The following is a 24,108-nucleotide window of genomic DNA, read 5'->3' on the forward strand; positions in this document are numbered from 1 at the left end:
ACCGGTCAATGCTCGCGAAATGACGACCAGAATGCGCCGAGCAGCGGTTCCAGCGCGTAATCCAGCGCGGTCCGCTTGCGCAGCGGCACCAGCACCTGCACCGGCATACCGGCGCGCAATTCGAACCCGCCGCCGCGCAGATTGCCCAGCACGCGCAACTGATCGCGCGGCACCGTGACTTCGCCGGTGAAATAACTGCCGCCGGTCTTCTCGTCGGTCAGCGCGTCGGCGGACAGGCGGGTCAGTCGCCCCTCCAGATTGGGCAGGTCGCGTTCGTGCAGGCTGGGAAAGCGGACCAGCGTGCGTTGGCCGACGGTCAGATCGTCGGCATCGTCGAGCGCGATCCGTGCCTGGATGCGCAGCGGCGTGCGTTCCGGCACGATATCCATCAGCTTCTGGCCCGGCGCGACGACACCGCCGGGGGTGAAGATCGTCAGGCCGATCACGGCGCCGGTGGCGGGGGCGCGGATATCGGTGCGGGCCAGTTGGTCGCGCGCGGCGGCCAGTCGCGGCATCACCTCGCCCAGCCGGCCATCGACATCGCGCAGGTCGGCGGCGGTCCGTTCGCGGAAGGTTCGTTCCGCCTCCAGCACCTGGATCTGGCTTTCGCGCGCGGCTTCGCGGGTCTGGGCGACGCTGGCGGTGTATTGGCCGCGCTGGCCGACCAGTTGCGCGCGGGCGCGTTCCAGCTCGCGCAGCCGCGTCTGCGAGACGAAGCCGCGCTCGGCGAGCGGCTTCAGCGCGTCGATCTGCTCGTCGATCAGGCGCAGCTGTTCCACGGCGGAGACGACCTGCGTGCCATAGCCCCGGCCCTGCTCGCCCGATTGCGCAGCCCGCTGGCCGAGCGCACCGCGCTGCGCCGACAGGGTGGCATTGCGGGCAGCGAGTTCGCTTTGTTGCAGGCGCAGCGCCAGCGCGGCCTCCGCCCGGTCGCCTTCGGGTAGGGCGGCGAATTCTGGTGGCGTCGCCAGTCGCGTCTGGCCAAGCTGTTCGGCCTGTAACCGCGCCCGTTGCGCCAGTAGCCGGATCGCCTGCGCGGACAGCGCGCGCTCCTGCGCCAGCACGTCGGCAGCAGCGAGCCGGAGCAGCAACTGGCCCTGTCGCACGCGCTGGCCTTCGCGGACATAGATCGCGCCGACCACCCCGCCCTCCCGGTGCTGGACCGACTGGCGCTGGCCGGACACGACCAATGTGCCGGGCGCATAGGCCGCCGCATCCAGTCGCGCGGTCGCGGCCCAGCCGAGGAAGACGACGAAGAACAGCCCGGCGATGATAAGGCCGTGGCGGATGTCGCGCGCGGGATCGCCGATCGTGGCGCTGGCGAGCGGCGGCTGGTTCACCGGCGGCAGGACAAGCGCGTCGCTCATGACGCCACCGCCTGCGGCACCATGCGGCGGAGGTTGGGCGGCGCGATCTTGGGCAACACCTCGTCGCGCGGGCCATAGAGTTCGACGCGACCGTCCCGCAGCACCAGCAGCTTGTCGATGACGGGCAGGATGCTGAGCTTGTGCGAAACGACCAGCACGGTCCGGCCCTCCGCCTTCAGCCTGACCAGCGCCGCATTCAGCGCGGCATCGCCCTCGGCATCCAGATGCGCGTTGGGTTCGTCGAGCACATACAACGCCGGATCGCCGTACACCGCCCGCGCCAGCGCGATACGCTGCGCCTGTCCGGCGGAGACGCCGCGACCGCCCAGCCGCAGCCGATGGTCGAAGCCGCCGGCCAGCCGCAGGATCAGCGTATCGGCGCCGACCTTTTCGGCGGCGGCGACGGCGGCGGCATCGATTTCCTCGCGCGCGCCGTTCAGTTCGGTGGCGAAGCGGGCGATGTTCTCCTTCACCGTGCCTTCGAACAGCACCGCGTCCTGCGGTAGATAGCCGATGTGGCGGGCTAGGCGCTCGGGGTCCCAGTCGGTGATGTCGGCGCCGTCGATCCGCACCGTGCCGCGATCGATCGGCAAGGCGCCGGTGATCGCGCGCAGCAGCGTGGATTTGCCGGCGCCCGACGGACCGACGATGGCGACGATCTCGCCGGCGGCGATGTCCAGCGACACCGCGTTCAGGATCGCGCCGTCACGGGTCTCGTTCAGGACGGTGACGCCATCGAGACGCAATGCCCCGCGCGGGTCCGGCAGGCGGGTGGCGTCATGGCCGGGGCCATGACCGGCGAGCAGCGTATCGAGGCTGCGATAGCTGCCGCGCGCCTGCACGATCCCCTTCCACGTGCCGATCAACTGTTCGATCGGCGCCAGCGCGCGCGCGATCAGGAAGGATGCGGCGAAGATCGCGCCGCCCGAGATCATATTGTCGATCGCCAGCAGGGCGCCCAGCCCCAGCGCCAGCGATTGCAGGGCGAGGCGGACGAATTTGGTGGCGGTGAAATAGCTGCCCGCCTTGAACCCCGCCTCGGTCTGGAGCGTCAGCATCGCCTCGCGCTGGCGCAACTGGCGCGCGACGAGAGCGCGGCGCATGCCCAGCGCGCGGACGCTTTCTGCCGAGGACAGGATGGCGTCCTGCCCCGCATAGGCCTGCGCCGCCGCGGCCTGCGCCCGGTCGAGCCGGCCGCGCGTCGCGCGTTCGTTGCGCCAGGCGATGATCGGCAGGATCACCGCGCCTGCCAGCGCGAGCAGGCCGATCAGCGGATGGACGAGGAAACAGACGAGGACATAGATCGGCGTCCACGGCGCATCGAACAGCGCTAGCATGCCCGGCCCGGTCAGCGTGCCGCGCATCGTATCGAACTCCCGCAGCGCCTGTCGCGCCACGGCCGATTCCGGCCGGCCGAGTGTGGCGTCGAGCAGCAGCGGCGCGACGCTGGCATCGAGCAACACGCCCGCCCGCACCAGCAGCCGCGAACGGACCCGGTCGAGCAGCGACAGCGTCGCCAGCCCGAACAGCAGCACCATCGTCAGGAAGAACAGCGTCTGGACGCCCTGCGTCGGCACGACGCGGTCGTACACCTGCAACATGTAGAGGGTCGGGACGATATAGAGCAGGTTGACGAGCGCGCTGAACCCCGCCGCTGAAACGAAATGACGGCGGCATCGCGCCAACGCCGCCTGCATCGCGGCGCCGGGGTGAAGAAGATCAGTCATCGTTCCCGTACCTGCCATCCGCCGCGCCGCGCTATCGATAGTCCGATCCACGCGGCCGGTCGATGGTCATGTCGGCGGGGCCGATCCCGGTAAAACCGGTAATCGACCCCGCCCCCCGTCAATAGCTATGCAGTTCGATCGGCGCGTGATCGCGGAGTATCCACTGATGGAAGCCACCAGTCGCATCATCGACCATCGCGAGATCGTCCGCCCAGGTGAACGACGCGGTACCATGGTCGATCGCCGGCGCCGCCGTGGCCGCCGTGTAGAGCGATACAGCGTCATCGACAGCCAGCCGCTCCTGCGACCCCAGATTGTCGAACCGGAAGACATCGTCGACCGCGTAGTCCATGATCGCCTGACGTTCGGTATCCTGCGTCGTAGCAACCGTGGCCGACGATCCCAATTTCAGCAGGGCGAGCTGCGGATCGTGGTCGGTCGGGCGATCGCCGGCGAACTGCGAATTCAGATGGACGGCATCATATTGCGCGCCATTGCGCAGGCCGCCGGTGACGAGGATGTTGTCCAGCTGTTGAGCATTGCCATCAAACAGATAGCTATAGCGCTCCTCCTCCGGCAGCAGCGTATTCAGGTTGGTGAACACCCCGCCCTTTGTCGGATCGGTCAACTGGGTCTGTGCGGTTTCGAAGTAGAAGCCGTTCCAGTCGCCCAGGATAGCGAAATGCAGCGACGGATCGTCGGCGAGATGGTCTTGTACATATGCCTTCACGCCTGCCGCCTGCGCCGTCCGGGCCGCGTCGCCGGCATCGGCGGGCGGCTGGGTCGCGCCCCACAACGGGTCGCTGCCGCCGCGCGAGGTGAAGTGGACGTTGATCGTCGTGATCGTCTCGCCATTGAAGGCGAACTGTGCGGCCAGCGGATTGCGGGTGCCGTTATAGGCCGACCCGGTGATCAGCTGGGCACTGCCCTCGACATAATCGACGCGATCCAGGTTGTAGAAATAACCGTTGCGGATGTTGCCATTGGGCTCGCCGCCCGTGCTGTTGGCGGTGGCCGGTGCCACCTCGACATAGGCGTAGCGGGCACCATTGATCGCGGCGATCGCGTTGATGAGCCCCTGCGCGGTCGTCGTGCCAGACAGGCTGCCCCCGGATGCGGCGCCGTTGGCGTCCTGAATCTCCTGCACGGCGATGATGTCGGGCGCGCGCAGATTGTCGACGATGTTGGCGGCTAGCACGTCGTACTTGCCATCCGACGGGTCGAGATTTTCAAGGTTGTAGGTAGCGATCGACAGGTGGTCGGCATCGCCCGTCAGCGTCGTCGTCTCACGCTGCAGCGTCACGTCCTTGGTCACGGTTACCGCCTCGGTAACCAGCACCTCGTAATGCGCGGCAGCATAGTTAACGATGCCGGTGACACTGCTCAACTGGTCGCCGACACTGTAATTCGGCGTGAAGCCGCTGAAGATAGCGCTGTCGCCGTCGATCTGGATCTTTTCAGGATTATAATCGCCCGGCGAGATCGTGATGCCGCCGCGATCGTTCACCCCCGTCGCGCCAACGCCCAGCGAGGCGACGACGTCGGTTTCGGCGAAACTGTCGGCCGTGGTGTTGGATACGACGAGGGGATTGTCGATCGTGACGCGCATCCCCTCCAGCGATTCCCAGAAATCGATGCCATCGGTGGTGGGGTCGTAGCTCGTCAACCGGTCGTCATCGATAACCTGCGATGGAGGCAGCAAGCCGTTCGCGCCGATCAGGATCGCATCGGGCAGCGCATCACCGAAACTCTCGACCGCGATGCTCGGCGAGACGATCTGGGTGACGGTCAGGCCACCGGTGCCGGCCCGGAATTCAGAGACCTGCCCCTGCACCGACAGCGTATCGCCGACAAAGACGTCGGGTGCGGTCGAGGTGAAGACGAAGATGCCGTCCGACGTGCGCGCGTTGCCGTCGCCCAGATCCTGCAGATAGAAGCCGTTGCTATCGACGGCAGTGACGATGCCGTTGGTCAGCACGGTCTGGCCGACATAGGCGGAGCTATGCCCCTCCCCCTGGATCTGGCCGATCAGCAGCGGCAGGATGTCGTCGTTCAGGATCGTGCCGGTCGCAATAGCCTGCCCCAGCGATGCGCCGCCAGTGGGTGCGGACAGCGTGACGGTGAAGCTCTCATTCGATTCGGGCATCATATCGCCGGCCACCGGCAGCTTGATCGTCGCCGTGCTTTGACCCGTGACGAAGCTGACGGTGCCGGTCAGCGTGATGCCGGCGAAATCGGCCGCGTTTGCGCCGCCCTCACCGCCCGGCAAGGTGACGGTATAGGTCGCATCGACCGCGCCGTCGCTGCCGCCGACGCGCGAGACGGTGAACGCGATATCGTGGGTGCCGCTGTCACCCTCGATCGTGCTGGCATCGGCGATGTTGAGGGTGCCGGGCAGCGGATTGCTGTTCCCGCTGGACGTCACGACGATATCGTCGACGCCGACCCACTCGTCGTTGCCGATCGCGTTGGTGGTCATAATGCGGACCTGCAACGTCGCCGCATCGTTCGCGTCGGCGGGCAAGGTGACGCTGACCGGCGTGACCAGCGTCGCGAGGCTGGGACCGCTGGTCGCATCGGCGGTGTAGGCGGCAGACAGGTTCACCCACGCGCTGGTGTCGTTCAGGCGATACTGGACGGCCACCTGCTGCACCGCATTATCGACGCTGCCGTCCAGATCACGCAGGTTGAAGCTGAGCGTCACGCTCTGACGGCCGGCGGCGTTCAGATACAGCGCGAGGTATGGCGCGTCGGCGGTCCCTGATCCCTGCATCGCGATCGTCGGATTGGCGATCTGGAATTCGGCGATGCCGCCAGTGTTGAACGTGTTGGGACTGGTCTGGTTGGCGTTGACGTCGACCACCGTACTGGTGGTGGTGATAAGCCGCGGGTCGGCGCCGGTCTGCGTCGTCAGGTCGTCGCCTCGGAAACCGACGATGCTGCGCACGCCGTTCCAGTTATCGTCGGCCGTGATCTGGTTGGTGTCGGTCCAGTTCTGGCTGAAATCGCCGGTCCCAAGATTCCAATATTCTGCGCTCACGACGATCCCCCGAAAAATTCGCCACCAGTCCGAATCGCTGTATCGACGGCCTCAACCGCGACCACCGTCAGATGGTTAACGTGCACTAACGATGATGGTCTAGCCAGCCTTGATGACAGGTATGTGGCAGGAAAGACGCAAGGTTTCGGCCGTCTCGGATCGGGAGCGATGAGGGGCTTGCCAGCGACTGTCGTGGCACTGCAACATTACCAAGGCACAACCTGCGACGTTAACGATTTTCTAAAGGGGTCTTTCGATCATGAACCGTCTTGCACTGATCGCCGCGTTGGCGACGGCCACCGTCGCGGCGCCTTCGGCGGAGGCGGCCACGACGATGGTGACGGCCGGTACCCGCGGTCTCCAAATCCTGGAATACGGTCCGGCCGGGCAGTCATTCACGACGACCGAATCGCAGCTGCTGTCGTTCGGGTTCCAGTTTCAGACAGCCAATGCCAGTATGGCGAACGACCCGGTCACGCTGACGCTGTTGGCGGGTTCGGGGCTGAACGGTGTCACCGTCGCTACGCGCACGGTGACGTTGCCGACATCCGCGGCGCGGACGTCGTTCTGGTATGATTTCGACTTGGCCGGCACCACGCTGATCGCGAACACCAGCTATACCGCGCTGCTGTCGACCACATCAATCCGACTGGCGGTCATGTACGGTCCCAGCCTGATGCCCACCCCGAACGGGGCCGACGCCTATAGCGGTGGCAGCCTGGTCGCCACCAAGCCGCAGATCGGTTACTGCCTGACCGACCCTTGCGATGCGAATTTCCGCTTCACGACGGTGGCGGGGGCGGTGCCGGAGCCGGCGACGTGGGCGATGATGCTCGTCGGGTTTGCCATGGTCGGCGGCACCGTCCGCTATCGCCGTCGTAACGTCCGTCTGGCCTATCGCTGATCGATCGCGGCGGGGGTGAGCGGCAATGCCGCCGCCTCCGCCGCATCGGCGTAGCGCCGTGCGATCATGGCGCAGGCGATCAGCTGGATCTGGTGGAACAGCATCACCGGTAACAGCACGACGCCGACCTGTGCCGCCGGGAAAAGTACGCCGGCCATCGGCACGCCCGAGGCGAGGCTCTTCTTCGATCCACAGAATTGCAGGACGATCGCATCCTCGCGTGACAAGCCGAGCGCGCGGGCGGCCAGCAACGTTGCGACCAGCACGATCCCGAGCAGGACGACGCAGACCACCGCGATCAGCGCAAGGTCGCCGGGCGAAACGCGGTGCCAGAGCCCCTCCACCACCGCCGCGCCGAACGCACTGTAGACGACGAGCAGGATCGACCCGCGATCGACGATGGTCAACACACCCTTATATCGGGTCACAAGTCCGCCGATCCATGGCCGGAGCAGATGCCCTGCGACAAAGGGGACGAGCAGTTGCAGAACGATCGCTTCCACCGACGATAGCGAGATCGAACCCGCCCCACCCATCAGCAGCGCGACCAGCGCGGGCGTCACGACGATACCCAACAGATTCGAAAATGACGCGCTGCACACGGCCGCTGCGACATTGCCACGCGCGATCGCGGTGAAGGCGATCGAGGATTGCACGGTCGACGGTAGCAATGTGAGGAACAACAGCCCCGCGGCCACCGGCCCCGACAACAGGTGCATCATGCCCAGCCCCAGCACCGGGAATAGCACGAAGGTGACGGCCAGCACCGCCACATGTAGTTGCCAGTTTCGCGCGCCCTCCCAGATCGCTTCGCGCGACAGCTTCGCGCCATGGAGGAAGAACAGCAAAACGATCGCAGTATCCGCCGCACCCGCCGCAATACCTGACCATATGCCGCGCGCCGGCAAAAGGCTGGCCAGCGCGACGGTGCCGAGCAGCATCAGGATAAACGGCTCGAACACCGACAGGAAACGACGCAGCATCAACCGGCCTTCGCGAACGCATAGAGCCGCGCCAGATGCCCGGCGAGCGCCTCATCCGACAGGAACGCGCCAAGGAAGCTGTTACGCGCCAGCGTCACCACCTGTTCGCGGCTGAGATCGCGGGCGGCGGCAAGCTCCCGGAAATTCTGGGCGATATAGCCCCCGAAATAGGCAGGATCGTCGGAATGCACCGTCGCGCGCAGACCCAGATCGAGCATCCGGTCGATCGGATGCGCGGCCAGCGTTTCGACGTTGCGCAACGCGACGTTGGACAGCGGACAGACGGTCAGTGTCATTGCCTCGCGCGCCAGTCGAGCGACCAGCGCCGGGTCTTCCAGCGCGCGGTTGCCATGGTCGATCCGGTCAACCTTCAGGATGTCGAGCGCCTCATGGATATACGCCGGCGGCCCTTCCTCGCCCGCGTGGGCGCAGAGCTTCAGGCCGCGTTCGCGGGACGCCGCGAAGACGTGCGCGAATTTCGACGGGGGATGGCCGATTTCCGTCGAATCGAGACCGACACCGACGAAGCGGTCCAGCCACGGCTCCGCCTGTTTCAGCGTGGCGAAGGCGTCATCCTCGTCCAGGTGACGGAGATAGCTCATGATGAGTTCGACCGTCATGCCGTGCTTCGTCGTCGCCCCTTCGACGGCGGCGAATAGACCGCGCGCGACGACGTCGAACGGGATGCCGCGATGCGTGTGTGTCTGTGGATCGAAAAAGATTTCGGCATGGACGACCCCGTCCGCCGCGGCGCGATCGAAATAGGCGGCTGCAAGGTCGTGGAAATCCTCCTCCGTCCGCAGCACGTCGGCACCGGCATAATAGATGTCGAGAAACGTCTGGAGGTTGGTGAACCGGTACGCCGCCCGCACCTCCTCCACAGAAGCGAAGGGGATCGCCACCTTGTTGCGGGTGGCGAGCGCGACCATCATCTCCGGCTCCAGCGTCCCCTCGATATGCAGATGCAGCTCGGCCTTGGGGATCGCGGCGTAGAAGTCGGTCATGTCAAATCCTGTCGGGAATGGGCGCGGCGGCCCATGAGATAGGTATTCGCGATCGCGCGGTCATCACCCAGTATCTGGAGGGCGAACAGCCGTTCCGCCAGCGAGCCGTCCCGCGTACGACGGGCCAACAGCGGCGTGGCGGCGGGATCGAGGACGACGAAGTCCGCCTCCTGCCCCACCGCGAGCGACCCAATCCGGTCATGCAGCCCGAGGGCGCGCGCGCCGCCCGCTGTTGCCAGGTATAACGCGCGGAACGGATCGAGGCTGGACCCGCGCAACTGGCCGACCTTGTAGGCTTCTCCCATCGTCGCCAGCAGCGAGAACGTCGTCCCCGCGCCGACATCGCTACCGAGCCCTACGGTCACGCCCTGTCGCGCAGCACGGTCCAGATCGAACAGGCCCGAACCGAGAAACAGATTAGACGTGGGGCAGAAAGCGGCGGCGCTGCCCGCCTCGCCCATTCTCCCCAGCGCCCGCTCATCGAGATGGATGCAATGCGCGAACACCGATCGATCGGTCACCAGCCCGAACCGGTCGTACACGTCTAGATAGTCCGCCGCATCGGGAAACCGTCCCGCAACGGCAGCAACTTCGCCGGCATTTTCCGTCAGGTGCGTGTGCATCAACACGTTCGGATGAGCAGCGACCAGCGCGCCGGCATCGGCAAGCTGCGCGTCCGACGAGGTCAGGACGAACCGCGGCGTGACCGCATAGCCCAGCCGCCCGAGCCCGCGCCAGCGCCGGATCAGCGCCTCGCTGTCGGCGCGGCCGGTGGCGACGGTATCGCGCAGACCCTCTGGCCCACGATCCATCAGGACCTTGCCGGACACGACCCGCATGTCGCGCGCCAGCGCGGCATCGAACAGCGCATCGACCGATGCCGCATCGACGGTGGCGAACACCAAGGCACTGGTTGTGCCGTTACGCAGCAGTTCGTCCAGGAAGAACGCCGCGACCTCCGCCGCATGGGCCTGCGAGGCGAACCGCTGCTCTTCCGGAAAGATGTGCCGATCGAGCCATTCCAGCAATTGCTCGCCATGCGCGGCGATCCGGTCGGTCTGCGGATAATGGACATGCGCATCGACGAAGCCGGGGACAATCAGCTTGCCCGGAAAATGCTCGATCGCGATCCCCGCGAACCCGTCCGCCAACGTGGCCCAATCATCGAAGGCGACGACATGCCCGTCCTCGACGACCAGCAGTCCGTCGGCATGATGGATAGGAGCGGCGCCCGTGGCGGGATCGTCAGGAACGCTGAGTAGCTCGGCGCGGAAGCCGCGGATCATGCGGCGGGTTTACGCAAACGCAGATGTATCGTCGCCATTGCTCGTCATAATAATGCCCGCCGCTCTGGATGAAAGGGGCAATGCGGCGGGCGATTGACCAATCCCGCCGCACGCGCTCAGATAACGACATCGGATTGATGGGGGATCGGAAATGATGCGGACCATGCTGGCCAGCTTGCTGGCGGCCACCTGCCTGTCGAGCGGCGCCATCGCGCAGGAAGCGGCCCGGTCGCCTACCCCTGCGCCCGCCCCGATCGCCAGCGTCGTGGCGAAGCCATCGCTGGGCGAGCCGGCGCTGTCGCCAGACGGCAGCACCATCGCCTTTGTGTCGGGCGGTGACATCTGGGAGGTGCCGGCGGCCGGTGGCGTCGCCCGCCTGCTCGTCACCGATGCCGCCACCGAGGGGCGACCGCTCTACTCACCCGACGGGCGGATGCTCGCGTTTACGTCGAACCGGGGCGGCAGCACCAATATCTTCCTGCTCGATCTGACAAGCGGCGTGGTGACGCGGCTGACCTATGCCGAGGCGAACGAGGAGCTGGATGCGTGGTCCGCCGATGGCCGCTGGCTGTACTTCAGCTCGGCTGCGACCGATATCGCCCGCCAGCCCGACATCTTTCGCGTCACCGCCATCGGCGGCACGCCGTTGGAGGTCAGTCGCGAGCGATACCTATCGGAATTTCAGGCCGCACCTTCGCCGGACGGCACCCGCATCGCGCTGATGACGCGGGGGCTCAGCAATGCGCAATGGTGGCGCAACGGCCACAGTCATATCGACGAGACTGAATTATGGACGAAGGCCATTGAAGGCGATGGTGGCTACACGAAGCTGCTGGCGGACGGCGCCAAACATGCTTGGCCGATGTGGAGCGCCGATGGCCAGACTCTGACCTTCATGAGCGACAAGGGCGGCACCGAGAACCTGTGGCGTCTGTCGCTGACGGCGGGCATGACGCCGCAGCAACTGACCCGCTTCACCGATGGTCGGGTGCTGTTTCCGTCGATGGGCGGTGGCGGCGCGATCGTGTTCGAGCGCGACATGCGTATCTGGCGTTTCGATCCGTCGACCAGTGAGGCGACGCCCGTACCGATCACGCTGCGTGGCGCGCCGGCGGCGGAACGGCCACGCTTTTCATCGCTGACCAGTTTCGATCGACTGGCATTGTCGCCCGACGGCCAAAAGGTCGCCCTGATCGCGCATGGCGAGTTGTTCGCCGCCTCGACCAAGGATGGCGGCACGGCGCAACGGATCACTGACAGCATCGCCAGTGAGCGCGACCCCGTCTGGTCACCCGATTCGCGCCGACTGCTCTACGTCACCGAGCGCGGGCTGGAGCAGCGGCTTGCGCAGTACGACGTTGCCGCCGGTAAGGAGACGCTGCTCACCACCGGAGCGATCGATACGATGCCGGTCTACGCGCCGGACGGTCGATCGGTCATTTATGTCCGGGGTGGCCGCGAGATCCGGCGGCTGGTGCCGGCGGCGGCAGGGAAGCCCGCCATGGACACGCTGCTCTATACCGGCGCGCTAGGCAGCGACGGTGGCGGCCCGCCGCCGGTATGGTCGCCGGATGGCAAGTGGATCGCGTTTCCCGTCATCGATTCGCGGTCGTTCACCAACGTCTGGGTAGTGCCGGCGACAGGCGGCGAGGCGCGCCCGATCAGCTTCCTGGGCAATGGCCAGATGAGCCGCATCGCCTGGTCGCCGGACGGCGCCTTCATCCTGTTCGACACCGCGCAGCGGACAGAGGATTCGCGCATCGTCCGCATCGACTTGCTGCCGCACGTGCCGCAATATCGCGAAGACGGGTTCCGCGATCTGTTCAAATCCAGCCCCGGCACGCCCGGCGATCCTGCCACCGATGCCGCCCCCAAACCGCCGAACGCGAACGCCGCGGTAACTTCGCGCAAAGCTGCCGACAAGACCGAGTCACCTGTCGTAATGACGCCTGTGCGTATCGTGTGGAAAGGGTTGCGCGAGCGCGCCACCGTGCTGCCGCTCGGTCTCAACGCTGAACGGCCGACGATCGCCGGCGATGGCAAGACGCTGGTCTTCATGGCCAATGCGCAGGCACGCGACAATCTCTACAGCTATAGCCTCGACGAACGCGCCACCGAACCACCCAGCGCGCAACAGATCAGCGCGACCGACAAGCGCAAGGGCGATTTCGCGCTGAGCGCGGACGGCAAAACGATCGCCTATTTGGAGGGCGGGCGCGTGATGGTGACGCCGATAGCAGACCCGAAGCCCAAGGGCGTGGCGATCAACGCCGACATGACCGTCGATTTTGCCGCTGAACGGCAGGTCGTGTTCGATCAGGCATGGAGCAATCTGAAACGTTATTTCTACGATCCGCAATTCCATGGGCAGGACTGGATGGCGTTGCGCGCGCGGTTCGCACCCTATGTCGCGGGCGCGCAGACAGGAGACGAAGTGCGCCGCGTCATCAACCTGATGATCGGCGAACTGAACGCCTCGCACAGCGGCATCGGCCGCTCGCCGCGCGGTCCCGGCGCGCTGCCGACCGATCGCGTGGGCGATCTGGGCGTACGCTTCGATCGCGCCGCGTACGAGGCGGGGCGTGGTCTGATCGTCTGCGAGCTGGTGCCGCTGGGACCGGTGGCGATCGAGGGGACGATCAAGCCAGGCGACCGGATCGCCAGCGTCGATGGCGAGGCGATCGGCGCGACCGGCAATCTCGACGCGTTGCTGGAAAACAAGGTGGGCCTTCGCGTCACGCTGGGCATCGTCACCGCCGGGCGGGCGCGCGACGTAGTTGTGCAACCGGTGTCGGCCAGCACCGCCGCCGGCCTGCTCTATCGCGGGTGGGTTAACGATCGGCGGGCAATGGTGGAGCGCCTGTCCGGCGGCAAGCTCGGCTATGTCCATATTCTCGACATGTCGGCCGATTCGCTGACGCAGTTGTATCTCGATCTCGATGCCCAGAACCAATCGCGACAGGGCGTCGTGGTGGATGTGCGCAACAATAATGGCGGTTTCGTCAACGGCTATGCGCTCGACGTGTTCAGCCGGCGGAATTATCTGACGATGACGGCGCGCGGCCTGCCGCCGGTGCCCGGCCGTCAGGCGCTCGGGCAACGGGCGCTGGGTCTGCCGACGGTGCTGCTCACCAACGAATCGTCGCTGTCGGACGCGGAGGATTTCACCGAGGGGTATCGCTCGCTCGGTCTTGGCAAGGTGGTGGGTCAGCCGACGGCCGGCTGGATCATCTATACCAGTCCGGAAACGCTGATCGACGGCTCCGTCCTGCGCGTGCCCCAGACCCGGGTACAAGACGGACGCGGTCAGAACATGGAGATGAATCCCCGGCCAGTCGACCTCGCCGTCGAGCGGCCATTGGGCCAGGGTGATCGCGACCCGCAACTAGAGGCGGCGGTCCAGCAGCTTCTGACGGAGCCGCGCGCTGAGTAAGAAGCGTTGCGGCTCTGGAAGCTCAGGCGCTGCTTTACATTTCCTTGGCGTCATCGCCAGCTAGCCGGCCTCTTGCCCTTCGCGCTGCTTGCCGCGATGGACGACCTTAACACGCAACGGAGCCTGCCCGCATGTCCATCCTCTCCGATCGCTGGATCCGCGAACGCGCGCTGGCCGATAACATGATCGAGCCGTTCGTCGAGGCGCAGCGACGCGACGGTTGCATCAGCTATGGCCTGTCATCCTATGGCTATGACGCGCGGGTGGCGGACGAATTCAAGATCTTCACCAATGTAGACAGCGCAATCGTCGATCCAAAGAACTTCGCGGCCAACAGCTTCGTCGATCGCAAGACGGACGTGTGCATCATTCCCCCGAACAGCTTCGCCCTCGCTCGCACGGTCGAGTATTTTCGCGTGCCGCGCGACGTGCTGGTGATTTGCCTCGGCAAATCGACCTATGCGCGGTGCGGGATCATTGTGAACGTGACACCCTTGGAACCGGAATGGGAAGGTCACGTCACGCTGGAATTCTCGAACACAACGCCGCTACCCGCCCGCATCTATGCCAATGAGGGCGCGTGCCAGTTCCTGTTCCTGCAAGGTGAACAGCCCTGCGAGACGAGCTATGCCGACAGGGCGGGTAAATATATGGGGCAGAAGGGCGTCACGCTGCCGAGGCTATAAGCTGGGAATGTCTGCTATTGATCTGGGTAGACCAGTAAAAGTAAGCAAAGTCCGCACGTAAGATGCGCGACTTCTGCGTAGAGCACATCGCCGCGCGATCAACGATTCGGATTCCGAGGACGGCGTATGGGGCAATAACCACATACGCCGGCCGCATACCTATCGGGTGGCGAAAACCGCCGGGGTCAGACGAGCAATGCCGCGATCGGCGAGATCGTGCGACGACATGATCTTGCCCGAGGGCATGTCCATCATCACGGCCGGCTTTTCCCGCACCGACCGATAAAGGTCGCGTGCCGCCGCATCGCGGCCAGTCCGCTGATAGACAGCCGCGAGATTCAACATCAGTTCGGGTCGATTTGGAAAGATGCGTCGCTCTGCGACCAACGTCGATTCTGCATGAGCCAGATCGCCACTAGCTATCGAGATATAGCCGACCCGATCCGCCGCCAAAGTCGGCGTGGCCATGATCGCGATTAGAACCGGGGCGATCAGCGTGCGCATCATCCTTGCTCCTTTACATGAACCGCCGAGATGACGTTTCATTTTTGTTACAGGATGATGTCATTTCGATGACGGCGGCACAAGTGGCCGATAGACCCCGAACGAAAAAAAGGCGGCCCCGAAGGGCCGCCCTGTCGAATTCCATCCGGATGGTGGATGTTAGAAATCGTTTCGATATTGCTCGTTACCGATGAAGCCCAGCTTCGTGATCGCTGACCGCCTGATTTGCGCCAGGGTCCGATCAACCACTTCATAGCGTGCGTCAGGCGCAGGCTGGAAGTGAAGCTCGGGCTCAGGGTTCAGACTGGCCGACTGATCCAGATATTGGCGCAGCGTCACTTCATCCACCGGCGATCCGTTCCAGGACACAGTCCCGGCGGCATCGATCGTGATCTTGTTCTTCTCCGCGTCGACCGGATTGGCCGGATTGTTCGTGTTCTGCGGCAGATCCACTTTGACCGCGTGGGTCTGGATCGGAATCGTAATGATGAACATAATGAGGAGAACGAGCAGGACGTCGATCAACGGCGTCATGTTCATTTCCATCATCGGCCCGTCTTCTTCTTTGCCGCCGCCCATTGCCATGTCAAAATACTCCTAAATACGTCCGAGCGATCAACCGCGGTCGGTGGTCGCGCCGGGGGGGGGCTCGGAGATGAAGCCGACGCGGGCGAAGCCTGCGCGCTGCATCGTGAAGATCGTGCCGCCGATGCACTTGTACGGCGTGTTCACGTCGCCGCGAATATGCGCCTCCGGCAGTTCGAGTCCGGCCGCGTTTGGACCGCCCTGACGATCGATCTCGGCCTTCAACTTGGCCACGCCGCGATCCAAGAGCTCCGTCGAGGTGACCGGGGTCATATTCCAGTACACAGCGCAGCTGCCGTCGGCATTGGTAGTCACAGACAGCGAGACATTCTCGGGCTTGGTCTGCGTCGGATCGAAGCGAACCTCGGGGAGCTTCAGCTGCACCGCCTGGACCGCTACGGTCGTCGTCACCAGGAAGATGATCAGGAGCACAAGCATGACGTCGACCAGCGGCGTCGTATTGATGTCCGATATCGATTTCTCGGTGGAATCGCCACCAACACTCATCGCCATATGCGAACTATCCTATCCATATAGTCGCCACCGGAACTGCCGGTGGGAAGAAAGCGGGGCCGCCGCCTTGAGCAGCGCCCCCGACTCTCTCACATTTAGTTGGCGCGCGGCACGCCGCCAGTCGTGCCGGCCGTCGTGGTCGGTGCACCCGGCTTTACGGGAACCTTGACCGCGCCAGTGGCAGCGATAGGGCGCACGGCGCCGTTCGACGCCAGGAAGCCCAGCACGTCGTTCGAGAAGGACGACAGATCCTCTGCGATCGACTTGTTACGGCGCTGCAGCCAGTTGTACGACAGCACGGCGGGAACCGCGACGACCAGGCCGAGCGCGGTCATGATCAGCGCTTCGCCGACGGGACCGGCGACCTTGTCGATCGACGCCTGACCCGACGCACCGATCTTCACCAGCGCGCGGTAAATGCCGATAACCGTGCCGAACAGACCGATGAACGGCGAAACCGAACCCACCGTCGCAAGGAAGGCGAGACCGCCACCCAGCTTCGAATTAATCGCGGCTTCCGAACGCGCCAGCGAACCGTGCAGCCAGTCATGCGCCTCGACCGGATCGGTCAGCTTGCTGTGCTGGTCCTGAGCAGCGAGGCCATCGTCGACGATCTGCTTGTATGCCGAGTTCTTCTCGAGCTTGGCCGAACCCTCGCGAAGGCTGTTCGACGACCAGAAGCCCTGACGGACGCGCTTGGCCTGGTTCATGATCTTCTGCTGCTCGAACAACTTCGAGAACAGGATGTAGAACGACACGATCGACATGAGGACGAGGATCGCAAAGACCGACTGCGAAATCAGTCCGCCTTCGCGAAGTGCCGCTTCCAAACCGTAGGGGTTGGCTTCGGCACCAGCGGCGGCGCCGGCCGCGGCAAGAATGGTGATGAACATGGTTGCTAAATCCTCTGACTAAATCGGTAAAAACGGGTAAGGTCGGACACGCATCACTGCGCAGGCATTTTCCAGGTGACGCGACGCGACGAACTGGATCGCATCGGATTACCTGCCTGATCGAGCGCCGGCGAATACCGGCCTCTACGGGTGATTGCCTGGCATGCCGCCCGATCGAGCGCAGCGGACCCACTGGACGACGTCACGCGACAATTTTCCACGCGACCGGCGGCATTGATGTCCCACGCGATCCCGGTCGTGCCTTCTTCTTCGGCACGCAGCGAGCTCGGCGGATAATCGTCCGTCGAAATCCATTCAGCCGGATTGCCCTTGGCACCCGCAGCCTTGCTCACCACTGGGGCAGCAGGCGCCGGTGGTGCCGGCGGCGCAGGAGGCGCCGGCGGTGCAGTGGGCTGCGACGGCGGAATGATCGTCGTCGTGTTGATCGCCGGTGCAGCCGTTACCGTCGGCACGATCGGCGGCGGCACGACGACCGTGGTCGGCGGCGGCGGCAGATTCGGCTGGTCGGGCGGCGGCGGCGGCGGCTCGTCTGGCGGCGGCGGCGGCGGCGGCGGCTCGACGTCAAAGGTATTTAGATCGCCTGTCACCTTCTTCACGTACTGGAACGCGAGACCGGTGACGAAAGCGTAGCCGAGCACGGCGTGGATCAGCGCGACGATAATGATCGCCACCACCTTGCCACTGCTCATCTTCTGGTCAACGTAGGCCATTCAGCAACGACACTCCCTATTCCGCACCATCTGGATCGCCACATTACGAACACGATGGTCCATGTGACGATGCATTCGGAAGCGGTTATCCGATTCCTAACGTCGCGTCGTTCACCACGCAAACGCTTTGTCGAACGCAATAAACGTACAATCGCACCATTACAGGATAATCCTATGTCGCGAAGTGGTCTTACGCTAGCACGGAGAACCATGAACGCGTTCTTCCGTCCAGCCCTCACGGCGCTCACCCTAGCGCTTTTTTCCACGGTCAGCGCCGCGCAAGCGCCCGAATCGCGCCTTATTGCAGCCACACCGGTTAGCGGCGCTCCCACTTACACCGATCTCGTAGATCTGGTGATGGCGAGCCCCGTCATCGCCGACGCTACGATCCGATCGACCACGCGCATCAAGGGCGCCGAGGCTGCCGCGGTGTTGCCAGGACAGCAGCGACTTTATGTCGAGACGGAGGTGACCGCCCTGATAAAGGGTGAGGCGGGTCTGCCCCCACGGATCGGTTATCTGTTGGACGTCACACCGGATCGCGGCGGCCGATTTGCCAAGCTGAAGAAACTTCGGACGCTGGTCTTCGCCCGCCGCGTGTCGGGATCAGCCGATCAGGTGCAGTTGTCCGCGCCGGACGCGCAATTACCTTGGAGTACCGATCTCGACGCTCGAGTTCGGGAGATCGCCCGTCAAGCGGTCGCGAAGGATGTCCCGCCGGCAATCATCGGCGTGGGCGGCGCCTTTCATGTTGCAGGATCGCTTCCCGACGAAGGTGAGACACAGATATTCCTGTTGGCACAGGGAGGGCGGCCCGTATCGCTTTCCATCCTACGCCGTCCGGGGGAGCAGACGCGGTACTCGGTCGCGCTGAGTGAAATCGTCGATGAAGCGGCCGGGCCTCCGGCGCCGAACACCTTGCTCTGGTATCGGCTGGCCTGCGGGTTACCTCGTGCCTTGCCTGCCGCATCAACCACGCGACTGGAACCGGCCGACGCGGCGATCGCGCAGGAGGATTATGGGTTTGTCCTCGATGCGCTTGGCCCGTGCGGCCGATCGCGCGGCTAAAACATCGTCGCGCTCAGGTGATGTCGAGCACCTGACCGGTGATCGCCGGCGATCCATGCAAGAATGCGACGGCCCGATCGATCGCGGCGGAATCAGCGTGATTGCCCGGCGCGACCGCATTGATTCGCGTATGGCGCGCGCACTCCAACGCAATGGCGGGAACCGCCGCTCGTGCCATCGCCGCGGCGGTTGCGCCGATGGCGGGGTCGATCACCATCACTACCGATGCTCCGGTCGCTGCGTGCAGTAGCTCGACCGGATCAATGCCTACATTCGCCGTCAATCGAAGACGACCGGTGCCGCCAGTCATCGGCGATAGCGGACCAATGTGATGCCGATCGATTCGCCCGCCTCGGCGATGGCCAGCTTCACGATCTTGACCTCGACGCGCTGCACACGTTCGTCCTGCAACAGCAACGTGTCGCAGATATGCTCGGCCAGCGCTTCGACCAGCGTGAAATGAACGCCCTGCGGCAAGGCCGTTGTGGCAGCATGCTTGAGGTCGAGATAGTTTTTCGAAGCGGATAGCGGCGTATCCGGCTCGAAGCGGTCGGGACACGTCAGATCCACCGTCAGCGAGATACGTAACGGCTGGGGAAGGTGCGTTTCCTCTGAATAGATACCGGTCAGCACCGGCACTTCGATATCGTGCACTTCGAGTTGGAGACGATCGTTCATGGCATCGCCTCTATCAGACATGGCGTCGCGAGAAACCCCGCCGACGGCGCCCGCTTGCGTAAACGCCCCGCCCCGTTACAGCGCGCGCCATTCGTCCGTATCGATCGCCGGCGGGTATTGGGAGTCTTCGATGATCGCCATCGTACCGCTGCTGGCAGAGCATGAGGCTGAGGTAGAGCATCTGCTGGACCGTGCGTTCGGGCCGGAGCGCCATGGCCGTACCGCTTATGCGGTACGTGGCGCCGGGAAGGCGATTGCCGGCCTCAGCTTCGTAGCGATCGATGACGGGACGATCGTCGGATCGATCCAGTGCTGGCCGATCGTCCTGACGACCGATGCCGAGGAAGCGGTGCCGCTAGTAATGGTCGGCCCTGTCGCCGTGTCGCCGGATCGCCAGCAGAGCGGTCTCGGTCGCCGCCTAACGGAAAGCGCCTTGGCCGCGGCATCTGCTAATGGCCTTGATGGCGCGCTGATGCTGGTCGGCGATCCCGAATATTATGGCCGCTTCTTCGGCTTCACCGCCGATCACACCAGCCGATGGCGGCTACCTGGTCCGGTCGAGCGGCATCGGCTGCTTGCGCGGGGGGATGCGGTGCCGGATTTGGCAGGGATGCTTGGTCCGGCCGTCGGTATTCCTATCGCCTGAAGCTGCTGCCGGTCGACGTGACTTTACGCCGACGATTCGCACGCCTACCTCGCCGGCATGCCGATGGAACCGCTTCCAGATCTTGCTACGCTCAGCCTGCCGGAGATCGCGCGGCTGGTCGAGGAACAGCGCCTGCCGCCGGTCGACCAATGGCAGCCTGCGCATTGCGGCGATAGCGAGATGCGGATCGCGCGCGACGGCACCTGGTATCATCAGGGGTCGCCGATCGGCCGCCCGGCGATGGTTCGCCTCTTCTCTACGATCCTGCGACGGGAACCGGACGGCGGCTATGTCCTCGTCACCCCGGTGGAGAAGCTGGCGATCGCGGTAGAGGAAGCGCCGTTCGTGGCAGTCGAAATGAATACCGAGGGAGAAGGTCGCGACGCTCGGCTGGCGTTTCGCCTCAATACCGGCGATCTGGTAACCGCCGGCGCAGCCAACCCTTTGCGCTTCGTCAAGGACGACGACGGCCCGCGCCCGTATCTTCACGTCCGCGGCGGGCTGGAGGCATTGGTCGCCCGCAGCGTGTATTATGAACTGGCCGAACGGGCGCTGGCGGGCGAGGACCCGTCGCCGGGCGTGTGGAGTGACGGCGCTTTCTTCGCGCTGGAGCCAGCCGCGTGATCCTCGCCGACCGATTGCGGATGTCGTTGGCACGCGATCCGGGCGGCGTCCTAGTCGCCGGCGATGCGGCCGAACTGGCGCTGCACCCGGCGGAGGCGATGACCGCTGCGGCAGTACTGGTTGCGGTGACCGATCGCACGGAGCCGGGTCTGATCCTGACCCAACGGACCGAGACGTTGCGCCGCCATCCTGGTCAGGTGGCCTTTCCCGGTGGTCGGATCGATCCCGGCGAGAGCGCCGTCGAGGCCGCACTGCGCGAAGCGGAGGAGGAAATCGCCCTGCCCCGTGCCGCTGTCACGCTGGTCGGCTCTGTCGACCTCTATCGTACCGGCACTGGGTTCGAGATCACGCCCGTCATCGGCGTTATTCCCCCCGACTTGCCGCTGGTCGCGGCCGAAGCGGAGGTGGCGAGCGTGTTCGAAGTCCCGCTCGCCTTCGTCTTCGATGCCGCCAATCATCACCAAGGAAGCGCCATGTGGCAGGGGGAAGAGCGACATTTCATCGAGATCCCTTGGAACGGACGCCGCATCTGGGGCGCGACGGCGGCGATGATCGTCAACCTTTCGCGGCGGTTGGCATGGCTGTAGTCCTGCCGGACGCGCCATGGCGTCACCGTGCGGGGCTCGTGCAACTGGCCGACGTTCTGGGCACCGGCGAGGCCCGGTTTGTCGGTGGTGCGGTACGCGATACATTGCTCGGACTCGATGTGGCCGATATCGACATCGCGACGCGTCATACGCCGGAAACGGTGCTGGCGCTGCTGAAGACGGCCGGCATCCGGGCTGTGCCGACGGGCCTGGCCCATGGCACCATCACCGCGATCGTGGCGGGTGATCCGGTCGAGGTCACGACGCTTCGCCGGGACGTGACGACCGATGGCCGGCATGCCCAAGTCGCCTTCACCGATGACTGGCGCGAGGACGCCGGCCGGCGGGATTTCACCATGAACGCGCTGTACTCCGATCCGGCGACCGGTGAGGTCGTCGATTATTTCGGTGGGCTCGCCGATCTGGCAGCGGGGCGTGTCCGCTTCATCGGTTCGCCATTGCAGCGGATCGCTGAGGATCATTTGCGAATCCTGCGCTTCTTTCGCTTTCATGCCCGCTTCGGTGACACGATCGATGCGGAAGGGTTAGCTGCCTGTGTCGCCCGCGCCAACGATCTGATGGCCTTGTCTCGAGAGCGGATCGCAGCGGAATTGCTTAAGCTGCTCGTGGCGCGGGGTGCGGTCTCTGTTGTGCGGCTGATGGTCGATCACGCCATCTTGAAAGCGGTGCTGCCGGAGATCGATGCAGTCGGCGTCGATCGCGTCGCTCGGCTGGCCGAGCAGGAAGAGCGCGCGGGAATCGTGCCTAATCCGATCCGTCGACTGGCCGCCCTGGTGCCGTCGGCTCACGCCGACACCGTGGGTGCGCGGCTGAAATTGTCCAATGCACAGCGCAAGCGGCTTATCGCCGCGACGGCGGGTCCGGGTGACGAGGGGCCATTTGCCCTCGCCTATCGCAGCGGTGTGGAGAGCGCCATCGATCGGCTGTTGCTGGCGGGGGATGATCCGGTTGTCATTGCGACATGGTCGCCGCCCCGATTTCCGATGACCGGCGGGGCTCTGGTCGAAAGAGGCCTGGGACGCGGGCCAGAAGTTGCCACCGCGCTGCGCGCTGTCGAAACGGCGTGGATCGCAGAGGGTTTTCCCGACGCTCAGCGGGTCGAAGCGATCGCCGATGTCGTCGCGACCGAAATCCGCGAGCGCAGCAGGAACGCCAGCGCCGCATCGGCCTCCAGCGGGCGAGCGTAGATATAGCCCTGGCCGTGATTGCAGCCGAGCGCCGCCAGCGTCTGGCTTAGCTCCACCGTCTCCACGCCTTCGGCGGTCGTGCGCATTCCCAAAGCCTGCGCCAGTGACAGGATCGCGCGGACGATCGCCACCTTGTCGCGGTCGGCGAGCATGCCCGTAATGAAGGAGCGATCGATTTTCAGGATGTCGATCGGCAGTTTCTGCAGATGGGCGAGATTGGAATAACCGGTGCCGAAATCGTCCATCGCCAGCCGCGCGCCCAGCGCTTTTAACGCATGCATCGTTTCGGTGATGCCGTCGGGGTCCGACACGATCGCGCTTTCGGTCAGTTCCAAGGTGAAGCGATCGCCGGTCAGACCGTGGTCGCTCAGCGCCTGTTGCAGGACCGGCGCGATGGCGTCGCGCTGCAACTGGATGGCCGACAGGTTTACCGCCAGCCGTACCCCGCAATTGCCGCCTGCCATCCTATCCCAGTCCGCCAGTGTCCGTGCTGCCTCGTCGATCGCCCATCGTCCCAACGGAACGATCAGGCCCGACTCCTCGGCCACCGGAATAAATTCGCAGGGGCTGAATTCCTGCCCGTGTTCATCGGTCCATCGAGCTAGGGCCTCGAACGACGTGATGGCGCCGGTCGCCAGATCGCAGATCGGCTGATAATTGAGGCGCAGGCGACGATCCTCGATCGCCCGGCGTAGTGACGTTTCCATCGCGAATTGTTCGCGCGCCAGGGCGAAGGCAGAGTTCTGATACGCCTCTACTCGCCCTGTTGATTTCGCCCGTTTGGTCGCGAACTGGGCATGGCGGATCAGCTCTTCCAGATCGTCGCTGTCCGATCCGAAGGCGATACCGACCGAACAATCGACGCTTATCTCTAGATCGGTCAAGCGGAACGGCGACGACAGCGTACGGCGGACGCGATCGGCAAGTTCATGCGCTTCCGACTGATCGTCATCCAGCGTCATCAGGATGCCGAATTCGTCGCCACCGATCCGGGCGAGCGTATCGCGGGCTCGCAGCGCACCCTTGACCCGGCGGGCGACGGTAATGAGCAGTTCGTCGCCCGCGAGACTACCGAGACACGCATTGATCCGGCCGAAGCGGACGAGATCGACCACCAGCACCGCGCGTCGTGCGCGCTCGTCGCTGGCCGCCTCGACCAGATCGCTGAACCCTTCGCGGTTCGGCAGGCCGGTCAGGCTATCGGTCGTCATCTCACGCCGCAGGCTGCGTTCGGTATGATATTGCGAGGTCTGGTCGATCAGCGTGACAATACAGGTGTCCCGCGCAGCATCCGACCGGGCGATACAGACGCGGTAGTAACGGCAATCGATCGTCTCGCCGATCTGCCAGTCGAGATCGAGTCGCAGGCGATCGGACGCCAGCAGCGCCCCGATATGGGCCCCCAGTCCCACCATCATCGGCGAGCGTTCGGCCACGACGCCCAGCCCCGCCAGCCGGTACGCGCGGTTCATCGACGCAAAGACGAGCGCACCGTCCTCTCGCACGATATGGACCGCCGGCACCGGCAATAGATCCAACCCGCGCGCGATCATCTCCGGCGGAATGAACAAGGGCGCCAGGCGATCTGTCGGGGCGGTGGCCATGTCCTCTTTGTAGACGGGAGTCGGTTAAGATGCGCTG

22 protein-coding genes are annotated in these 24,108 nt (G+C 64.8%); 8 read left to right on the plus strand and 14 right to left on the minus strand.

What is annotated here, in order from left to right:
- Window positions 1-5 precede the first annotated feature (5 nt).
- From ASG67_RS08375 to ASG67_RS08385, 3 genes are all read right to left on the minus strand, one after another.
- Complete coding sequence (locus tag ASG67_RS08375; protein ID WP_056528219.1) at window positions 6-1,367, minus strand: HlyD family type I secretion periplasmic adaptor subunit; 1,362 nt, start codon at window positions 1,365-1,367, stop codon at window positions 6-8.
- Complete coding sequence (locus ASG67_RS08380) at window positions 1,364-3,094, minus strand: type I secretion system permease/ATPase (protein WP_235535115.1); 1,731 nt, start codon at window positions 3,092-3,094, stop codon at window positions 1,364-1,366. Before ASG67_RS08380 ends, ASG67_RS08375 begins: the two co-directional genes overlap by 4 nt.
- Before the next feature lie 118 nt (window positions 3,095-3,212).
- On the minus strand, window positions 3,213-6,134 hold the full coding sequence (locus ASG67_RS08385) for an endonuclease/exonuclease/phosphatase (RefSeq protein WP_235535116.1): 2,922 nt from the start codon (window positions 6,132-6,134) through the stop codon (window positions 3,213-3,215).
- Between the two features lie 259 nt (window positions 6,135-6,393).
- On the opposite strand from ASG67_RS08385, the gene ASG67_RS08390 reads away from it, so the two are divergent.
- Window positions 6,394-7,038 carry a PEPxxWA-CTERM sorting domain-containing protein gene (locus tag ASG67_RS08390; protein ID WP_056528225.1) on the plus strand — a complete coding sequence of 215 codons (645 nt, stop codon included), beginning with the start codon at window positions 6,394-6,396 and terminating at the stop codon, window positions 7,036-7,038.
- On the opposite strand, the gene ASG67_RS08395 is transcribed toward ASG67_RS08390, so the two are convergent.
- Genes ASG67_RS08395 through guaD form a run of 3 tightly spaced genes read right to left on the minus strand, consistent with a single transcriptional unit; the run spans window position 7,029 to window position 10,311 of the window.
- Complete coding sequence (locus tag ASG67_RS08395) at window positions 7,029-8,021, minus strand: bile acid:sodium symporter family protein (protein ID WP_056528228.1); 993 nt, start codon at window positions 8,019-8,021, stop codon at window positions 7,029-7,031. The genes ASG67_RS08390 and ASG67_RS08395 overlap by 10 nt on opposite strands.
- Window positions 8,021-9,025, minus strand: coding sequence for an adenosine deaminase (locus ASG67_RS08400; protein WP_056528231.1), 1,005 nt, complete (start codon window positions 9,023-9,025; stop codon window positions 8,021-8,023). Before ASG67_RS08400 ends, ASG67_RS08395 begins: the two co-directional genes overlap by 1 nt.
- Window positions 9,022-10,311 carry a guanine deaminase gene (gene guaD / locus ASG67_RS08405; protein ID WP_056528234.1) on the minus strand — a complete coding sequence of 430 codons (1,290 nt, stop codon included), beginning with the start codon at window positions 10,309-10,311 and terminating at the stop codon, window positions 9,022-9,024. The genes ASG67_RS08400 and guaD overlap by 4 nt, the downstream gene beginning before the upstream one ends.
- Window positions 10,312-10,462: 151 nt before the next feature.
- Between guaD and ASG67_RS08410 the strand changes: the two genes are divergently transcribed.
- The gene (locus ASG67_RS08410; protein ID WP_056528237.1) at window positions 10,463-13,744 is read left to right on the plus strand and encodes a S41 family peptidase; all 3,282 of its coding nucleotides are present in this window, start codon (window positions 10,463-10,465) and stop codon (window positions 13,742-13,744) included.
- Window positions 13,745-13,875: 131 nt separating this feature from the next.
- Window positions 13,876-14,430, plus strand: coding sequence for a dCTP deaminase (dcd, locus tag ASG67_RS08415; RefSeq protein WP_056528240.1), 555 nt, complete (start codon window positions 13,876-13,878; stop codon window positions 14,428-14,430).
- Window positions 14,431-14,589: 159 nt separating this feature from the next.
- Here the strand turns inward: dcd and ASG67_RS08420 are convergent, their stop codons facing one another.
- The 5 genes from ASG67_RS08420 to ASG67_RS08440 all read right to left on the minus strand — a co-directional run bounded on the left by ASG67_RS08420 (window position 14,590) and on the right by ASG67_RS08440 (window position 17,656).
- A complete protein-coding gene (locus tag ASG67_RS08420) occupies window positions 14,590-14,937 on the minus strand; it encodes a tetratricopeptide repeat protein (protein WP_235535117.1) in 348 nt (115 codons plus the stop codon).
- A 156-nt stretch (window positions 14,938-15,093) separates the two neighbouring features.
- Window positions 15,094-15,519: an ExbD/TolR family protein gene (locus ASG67_RS08425; protein WP_056528248.1), complete on the minus strand. Its 426-nt coding sequence runs from the start codon at window positions 15,517-15,519 to the stop codon at window positions 15,094-15,096.
- 30 nt (window positions 15,520-15,549) lie between these two features.
- The gene (locus tag ASG67_RS08430) at window positions 15,550-16,032 is read right to left on the minus strand and encodes an ExbD/TolR family protein (RefSeq protein ID WP_056528251.1); all 483 of its coding nucleotides are present in this window, start codon (window positions 16,030-16,032) and stop codon (window positions 15,550-15,552) included.
- A 95-nt stretch (window positions 16,033-16,127) separates the two neighbouring features.
- Entirely contained in the window at window positions 16,128-16,925 is a 798-nt protein-coding gene (locus ASG67_RS08435; protein WP_056528254.1) for a MotA/TolQ/ExbB proton channel family protein, read from the minus strand.
- A gap of 53 nt (window positions 16,926-16,978) precedes the next feature.
- Window positions 16,979-17,656, minus strand: coding sequence for an energy transducer TonB (locus ASG67_RS08440; RefSeq protein WP_056528257.1), 678 nt, complete (start codon window positions 17,654-17,656; stop codon window positions 16,979-16,981).
- A 54-nt stretch (window positions 17,657-17,710) separates the two neighbouring features.
- On the opposite strand from ASG67_RS08440, the gene ASG67_RS08445 reads away from it, so the two are divergent.
- Window positions 17,711-18,724, plus strand: coding sequence for a hypothetical protein (locus ASG67_RS08445; RefSeq protein ID WP_235535118.1), 1,014 nt, complete (start codon window positions 17,711-17,713; stop codon window positions 18,722-18,724).
- A gap of 13 nt (window positions 18,725-18,737) precedes the next feature.
- On the opposite strand, the gene ASG67_RS08450 is transcribed toward ASG67_RS08445, so the two are convergent.
- Both ASG67_RS08450 and ASG67_RS08455 read right to left on the minus strand, forming a co-directional pair.
- Window positions 18,738-19,034: a Rossmann fold domain-containing protein gene (locus ASG67_RS08450; protein ID WP_056528263.1), complete on the minus strand. Its 297-nt coding sequence runs from the start codon at window positions 19,032-19,034 to the stop codon at window positions 18,738-18,740.
- Window positions 19,031-19,402 (minus strand): dihydroneopterin aldolase, encoded by a 372-nt coding sequence (locus tag ASG67_RS08455; RefSeq protein WP_056528266.1) that lies wholly within the window; start codon window positions 19,400-19,402, stop codon window positions 19,031-19,033. Before ASG67_RS08455 ends, ASG67_RS08450 begins: the two co-directional genes overlap by 4 nt.
- 130 nt (window positions 19,403-19,532) lie before the next feature.
- Here ASG67_RS08455 and ASG67_RS08460 point away from each other — a divergent pair, with 130 nt between their 5' ends.
- From ASG67_RS08460 to ASG67_RS08475, 4 genes are read left to right on the plus strand one after another with little or no spacing between them, the layout of a single operon-like run.
- Window positions 19,533-20,048: a GNAT family N-acetyltransferase gene (locus ASG67_RS08460; protein WP_056529130.1), complete on the plus strand. Its 516-nt coding sequence runs from the start codon at window positions 19,533-19,535 to the stop codon at window positions 20,046-20,048.
- 57 nt (window positions 20,049-20,105) lie between these two features.
- Complete coding sequence (locus ASG67_RS08465) at window positions 20,106-20,672, plus strand: DUF1285 domain-containing protein (protein WP_056528269.1); 567 nt, start codon at window positions 20,106-20,108, stop codon at window positions 20,670-20,672.
- Window positions 20,669-21,259: a CoA pyrophosphatase gene (locus ASG67_RS08470; protein WP_056528273.1), complete on the plus strand. Its 591-nt coding sequence runs from the start codon at window positions 20,669-20,671 to the stop codon at window positions 21,257-21,259. Before ASG67_RS08465 ends, ASG67_RS08470 begins: the two co-directional genes overlap by 4 nt.
- Complete coding sequence (locus ASG67_RS08475) at window positions 21,250-22,467, plus strand: CCA tRNA nucleotidyltransferase (protein ID WP_056528276.1); 1,218 nt, start codon at window positions 21,250-21,252, stop codon at window positions 22,465-22,467. The genes ASG67_RS08470 and ASG67_RS08475 overlap by 10 nt, the downstream gene beginning before the upstream one ends.
- Here the strand turns inward: ASG67_RS08475 and ASG67_RS08480 are convergent.
- Window positions 22,371-24,071: a putative bifunctional diguanylate cyclase/phosphodiesterase gene (locus ASG67_RS08480; protein ID WP_056528279.1), complete on the minus strand. Its 1,701-nt coding sequence runs from the start codon at window positions 24,069-24,071 to the stop codon at window positions 22,371-22,373. The genes ASG67_RS08475 and ASG67_RS08480 overlap by 97 nt on opposite strands.
- Window positions 24,072-24,108 lie beyond the last annotated feature (37 nt).

The sequence above is a fragment of the Sphingomonas sp. Leaf339 genome, from assembly GCF_001426195.1.
In the GTDB taxonomy this organism is placed as follows: domain Bacteria; phylum Pseudomonadota; class Alphaproteobacteria; order Sphingomonadales; family Sphingomonadaceae; genus Sphingomonas.

Bases quoted from the DNA above. Each gene is read 5' to 3' on its own strand.
- ASG67_RS08375 (WP_056528219.1), bottom strand. From the start codon at position 1,367: ATGAGCGACGCGCTTGTCCTGCCGCCGGTGAACCAGCCGCCGCTCGCC.
- ASG67_RS08380 (WP_235535115.1), bottom strand. From the start codon at position 3,094: ATGACTGATCTTCTTCACCCCGGCGCCGCGATGCAGGCGGCGTTGGCG.
- ASG67_RS08390 (WP_056528225.1), top strand. From the start codon at position 6,394: ATGAACCGTCTTGCACTGATCGCCGCGTTGGCGACGGCCACCGTCGCG.
- ASG67_RS08395 (WP_056528228.1), bottom strand. From the start codon at position 8,021: ATGCTGCGTCGTTTCCTGTCGGTGTTCGAGCCGTTTATCCTGATGCTG.
- ASG67_RS08400 (WP_056528231.1), bottom strand. From the start codon at position 9,025: ATGACCGACTTCTACGCCGCGATCCCCAAGGCCGAGCTGCATCTGCAT.
- guaD (WP_056528234.1), bottom strand. From the start codon at position 10,311: ATGATCCGCGGCTTCCGCGCCGAGCTACTCAGCGTTCCTGACGATCCC.
- ASG67_RS08410 (WP_056528237.1), top strand. From the start codon at position 10,463: ATGATGCGGACCATGCTGGCCAGCTTGCTGGCGGCCACCTGCCTGTCG.
- dcd (WP_056528240.1), top strand. From the start codon at position 13,876: ATGTCCATCCTCTCCGATCGCTGGATCCGCGAACGCGCGCTGGCCGAT.
- ASG67_RS08420 (WP_235535117.1), bottom strand. From the start codon at position 14,937: ATGATGCGCACGCTGATCGCCCCGGTTCTAATCGCGATCATGGCCACG.
- ASG67_RS08425 (WP_056528248.1), bottom strand. From the start codon at position 15,519: ATGGCAATGGGCGGCGGCAAAGAAGAAGACGGGCCGATGATGGAAATG.
- ASG67_RS08430 (WP_056528251.1), bottom strand. From the start codon at position 16,032: ATGGCGATGAGTGTTGGTGGCGATTCCACCGAGAAATCGATATCGGAC.
- ASG67_RS08435 (WP_056528254.1), bottom strand. From the start codon at position 16,925: ATGTTCATCACCATTCTTGCCGCGGCCGGCGCCGCCGCTGGTGCCGAA.
- ASG67_RS08440 (WP_056528257.1), bottom strand. From the start codon at position 17,656: ATGGCCTACGTTGACCAGAAGATGAGCAGTGGCAAGGTGGTGGCGATC.
- ASG67_RS08445 (WP_235535118.1), top strand. From the start codon at position 17,711: ATGGTCCATGTGACGATGCATTCGGAAGCGGTTATCCGATTCCTAACG.
- ASG67_RS08450 (WP_056528263.1), bottom strand. From the start codon at position 19,034: ATGACTGGCGGCACCGGTCGTCTTCGATTGACGGCGAATGTAGGCATT.
- ASG67_RS08455 (WP_056528266.1), bottom strand. From the start codon at position 19,402: ATGAACGATCGTCTCCAACTCGAAGTGCACGATATCGAAGTGCCGGTG.
- ASG67_RS08460 (WP_056529130.1), top strand. From the start codon at position 19,533: ATGATCGCCATCGTACCGCTGCTGGCAGAGCATGAGGCTGAGGTAGAG.
- ASG67_RS08465 (WP_056528269.1), top strand. From the start codon at position 20,106: ATGCCGATGGAACCGCTTCCAGATCTTGCTACGCTCAGCCTGCCGGAG.
- ASG67_RS08475 (WP_056528276.1), top strand. From the start codon at position 21,250: ATGGCTGTAGTCCTGCCGGACGCGCCATGGCGTCACCGTGCGGGGCTC.
- ASG67_RS08480 (WP_056528279.1), bottom strand. From the start codon at position 24,071: ATGGCCACCGCCCCGACAGATCGCCTGGCGCCCTTGTTCATTCCGCCG.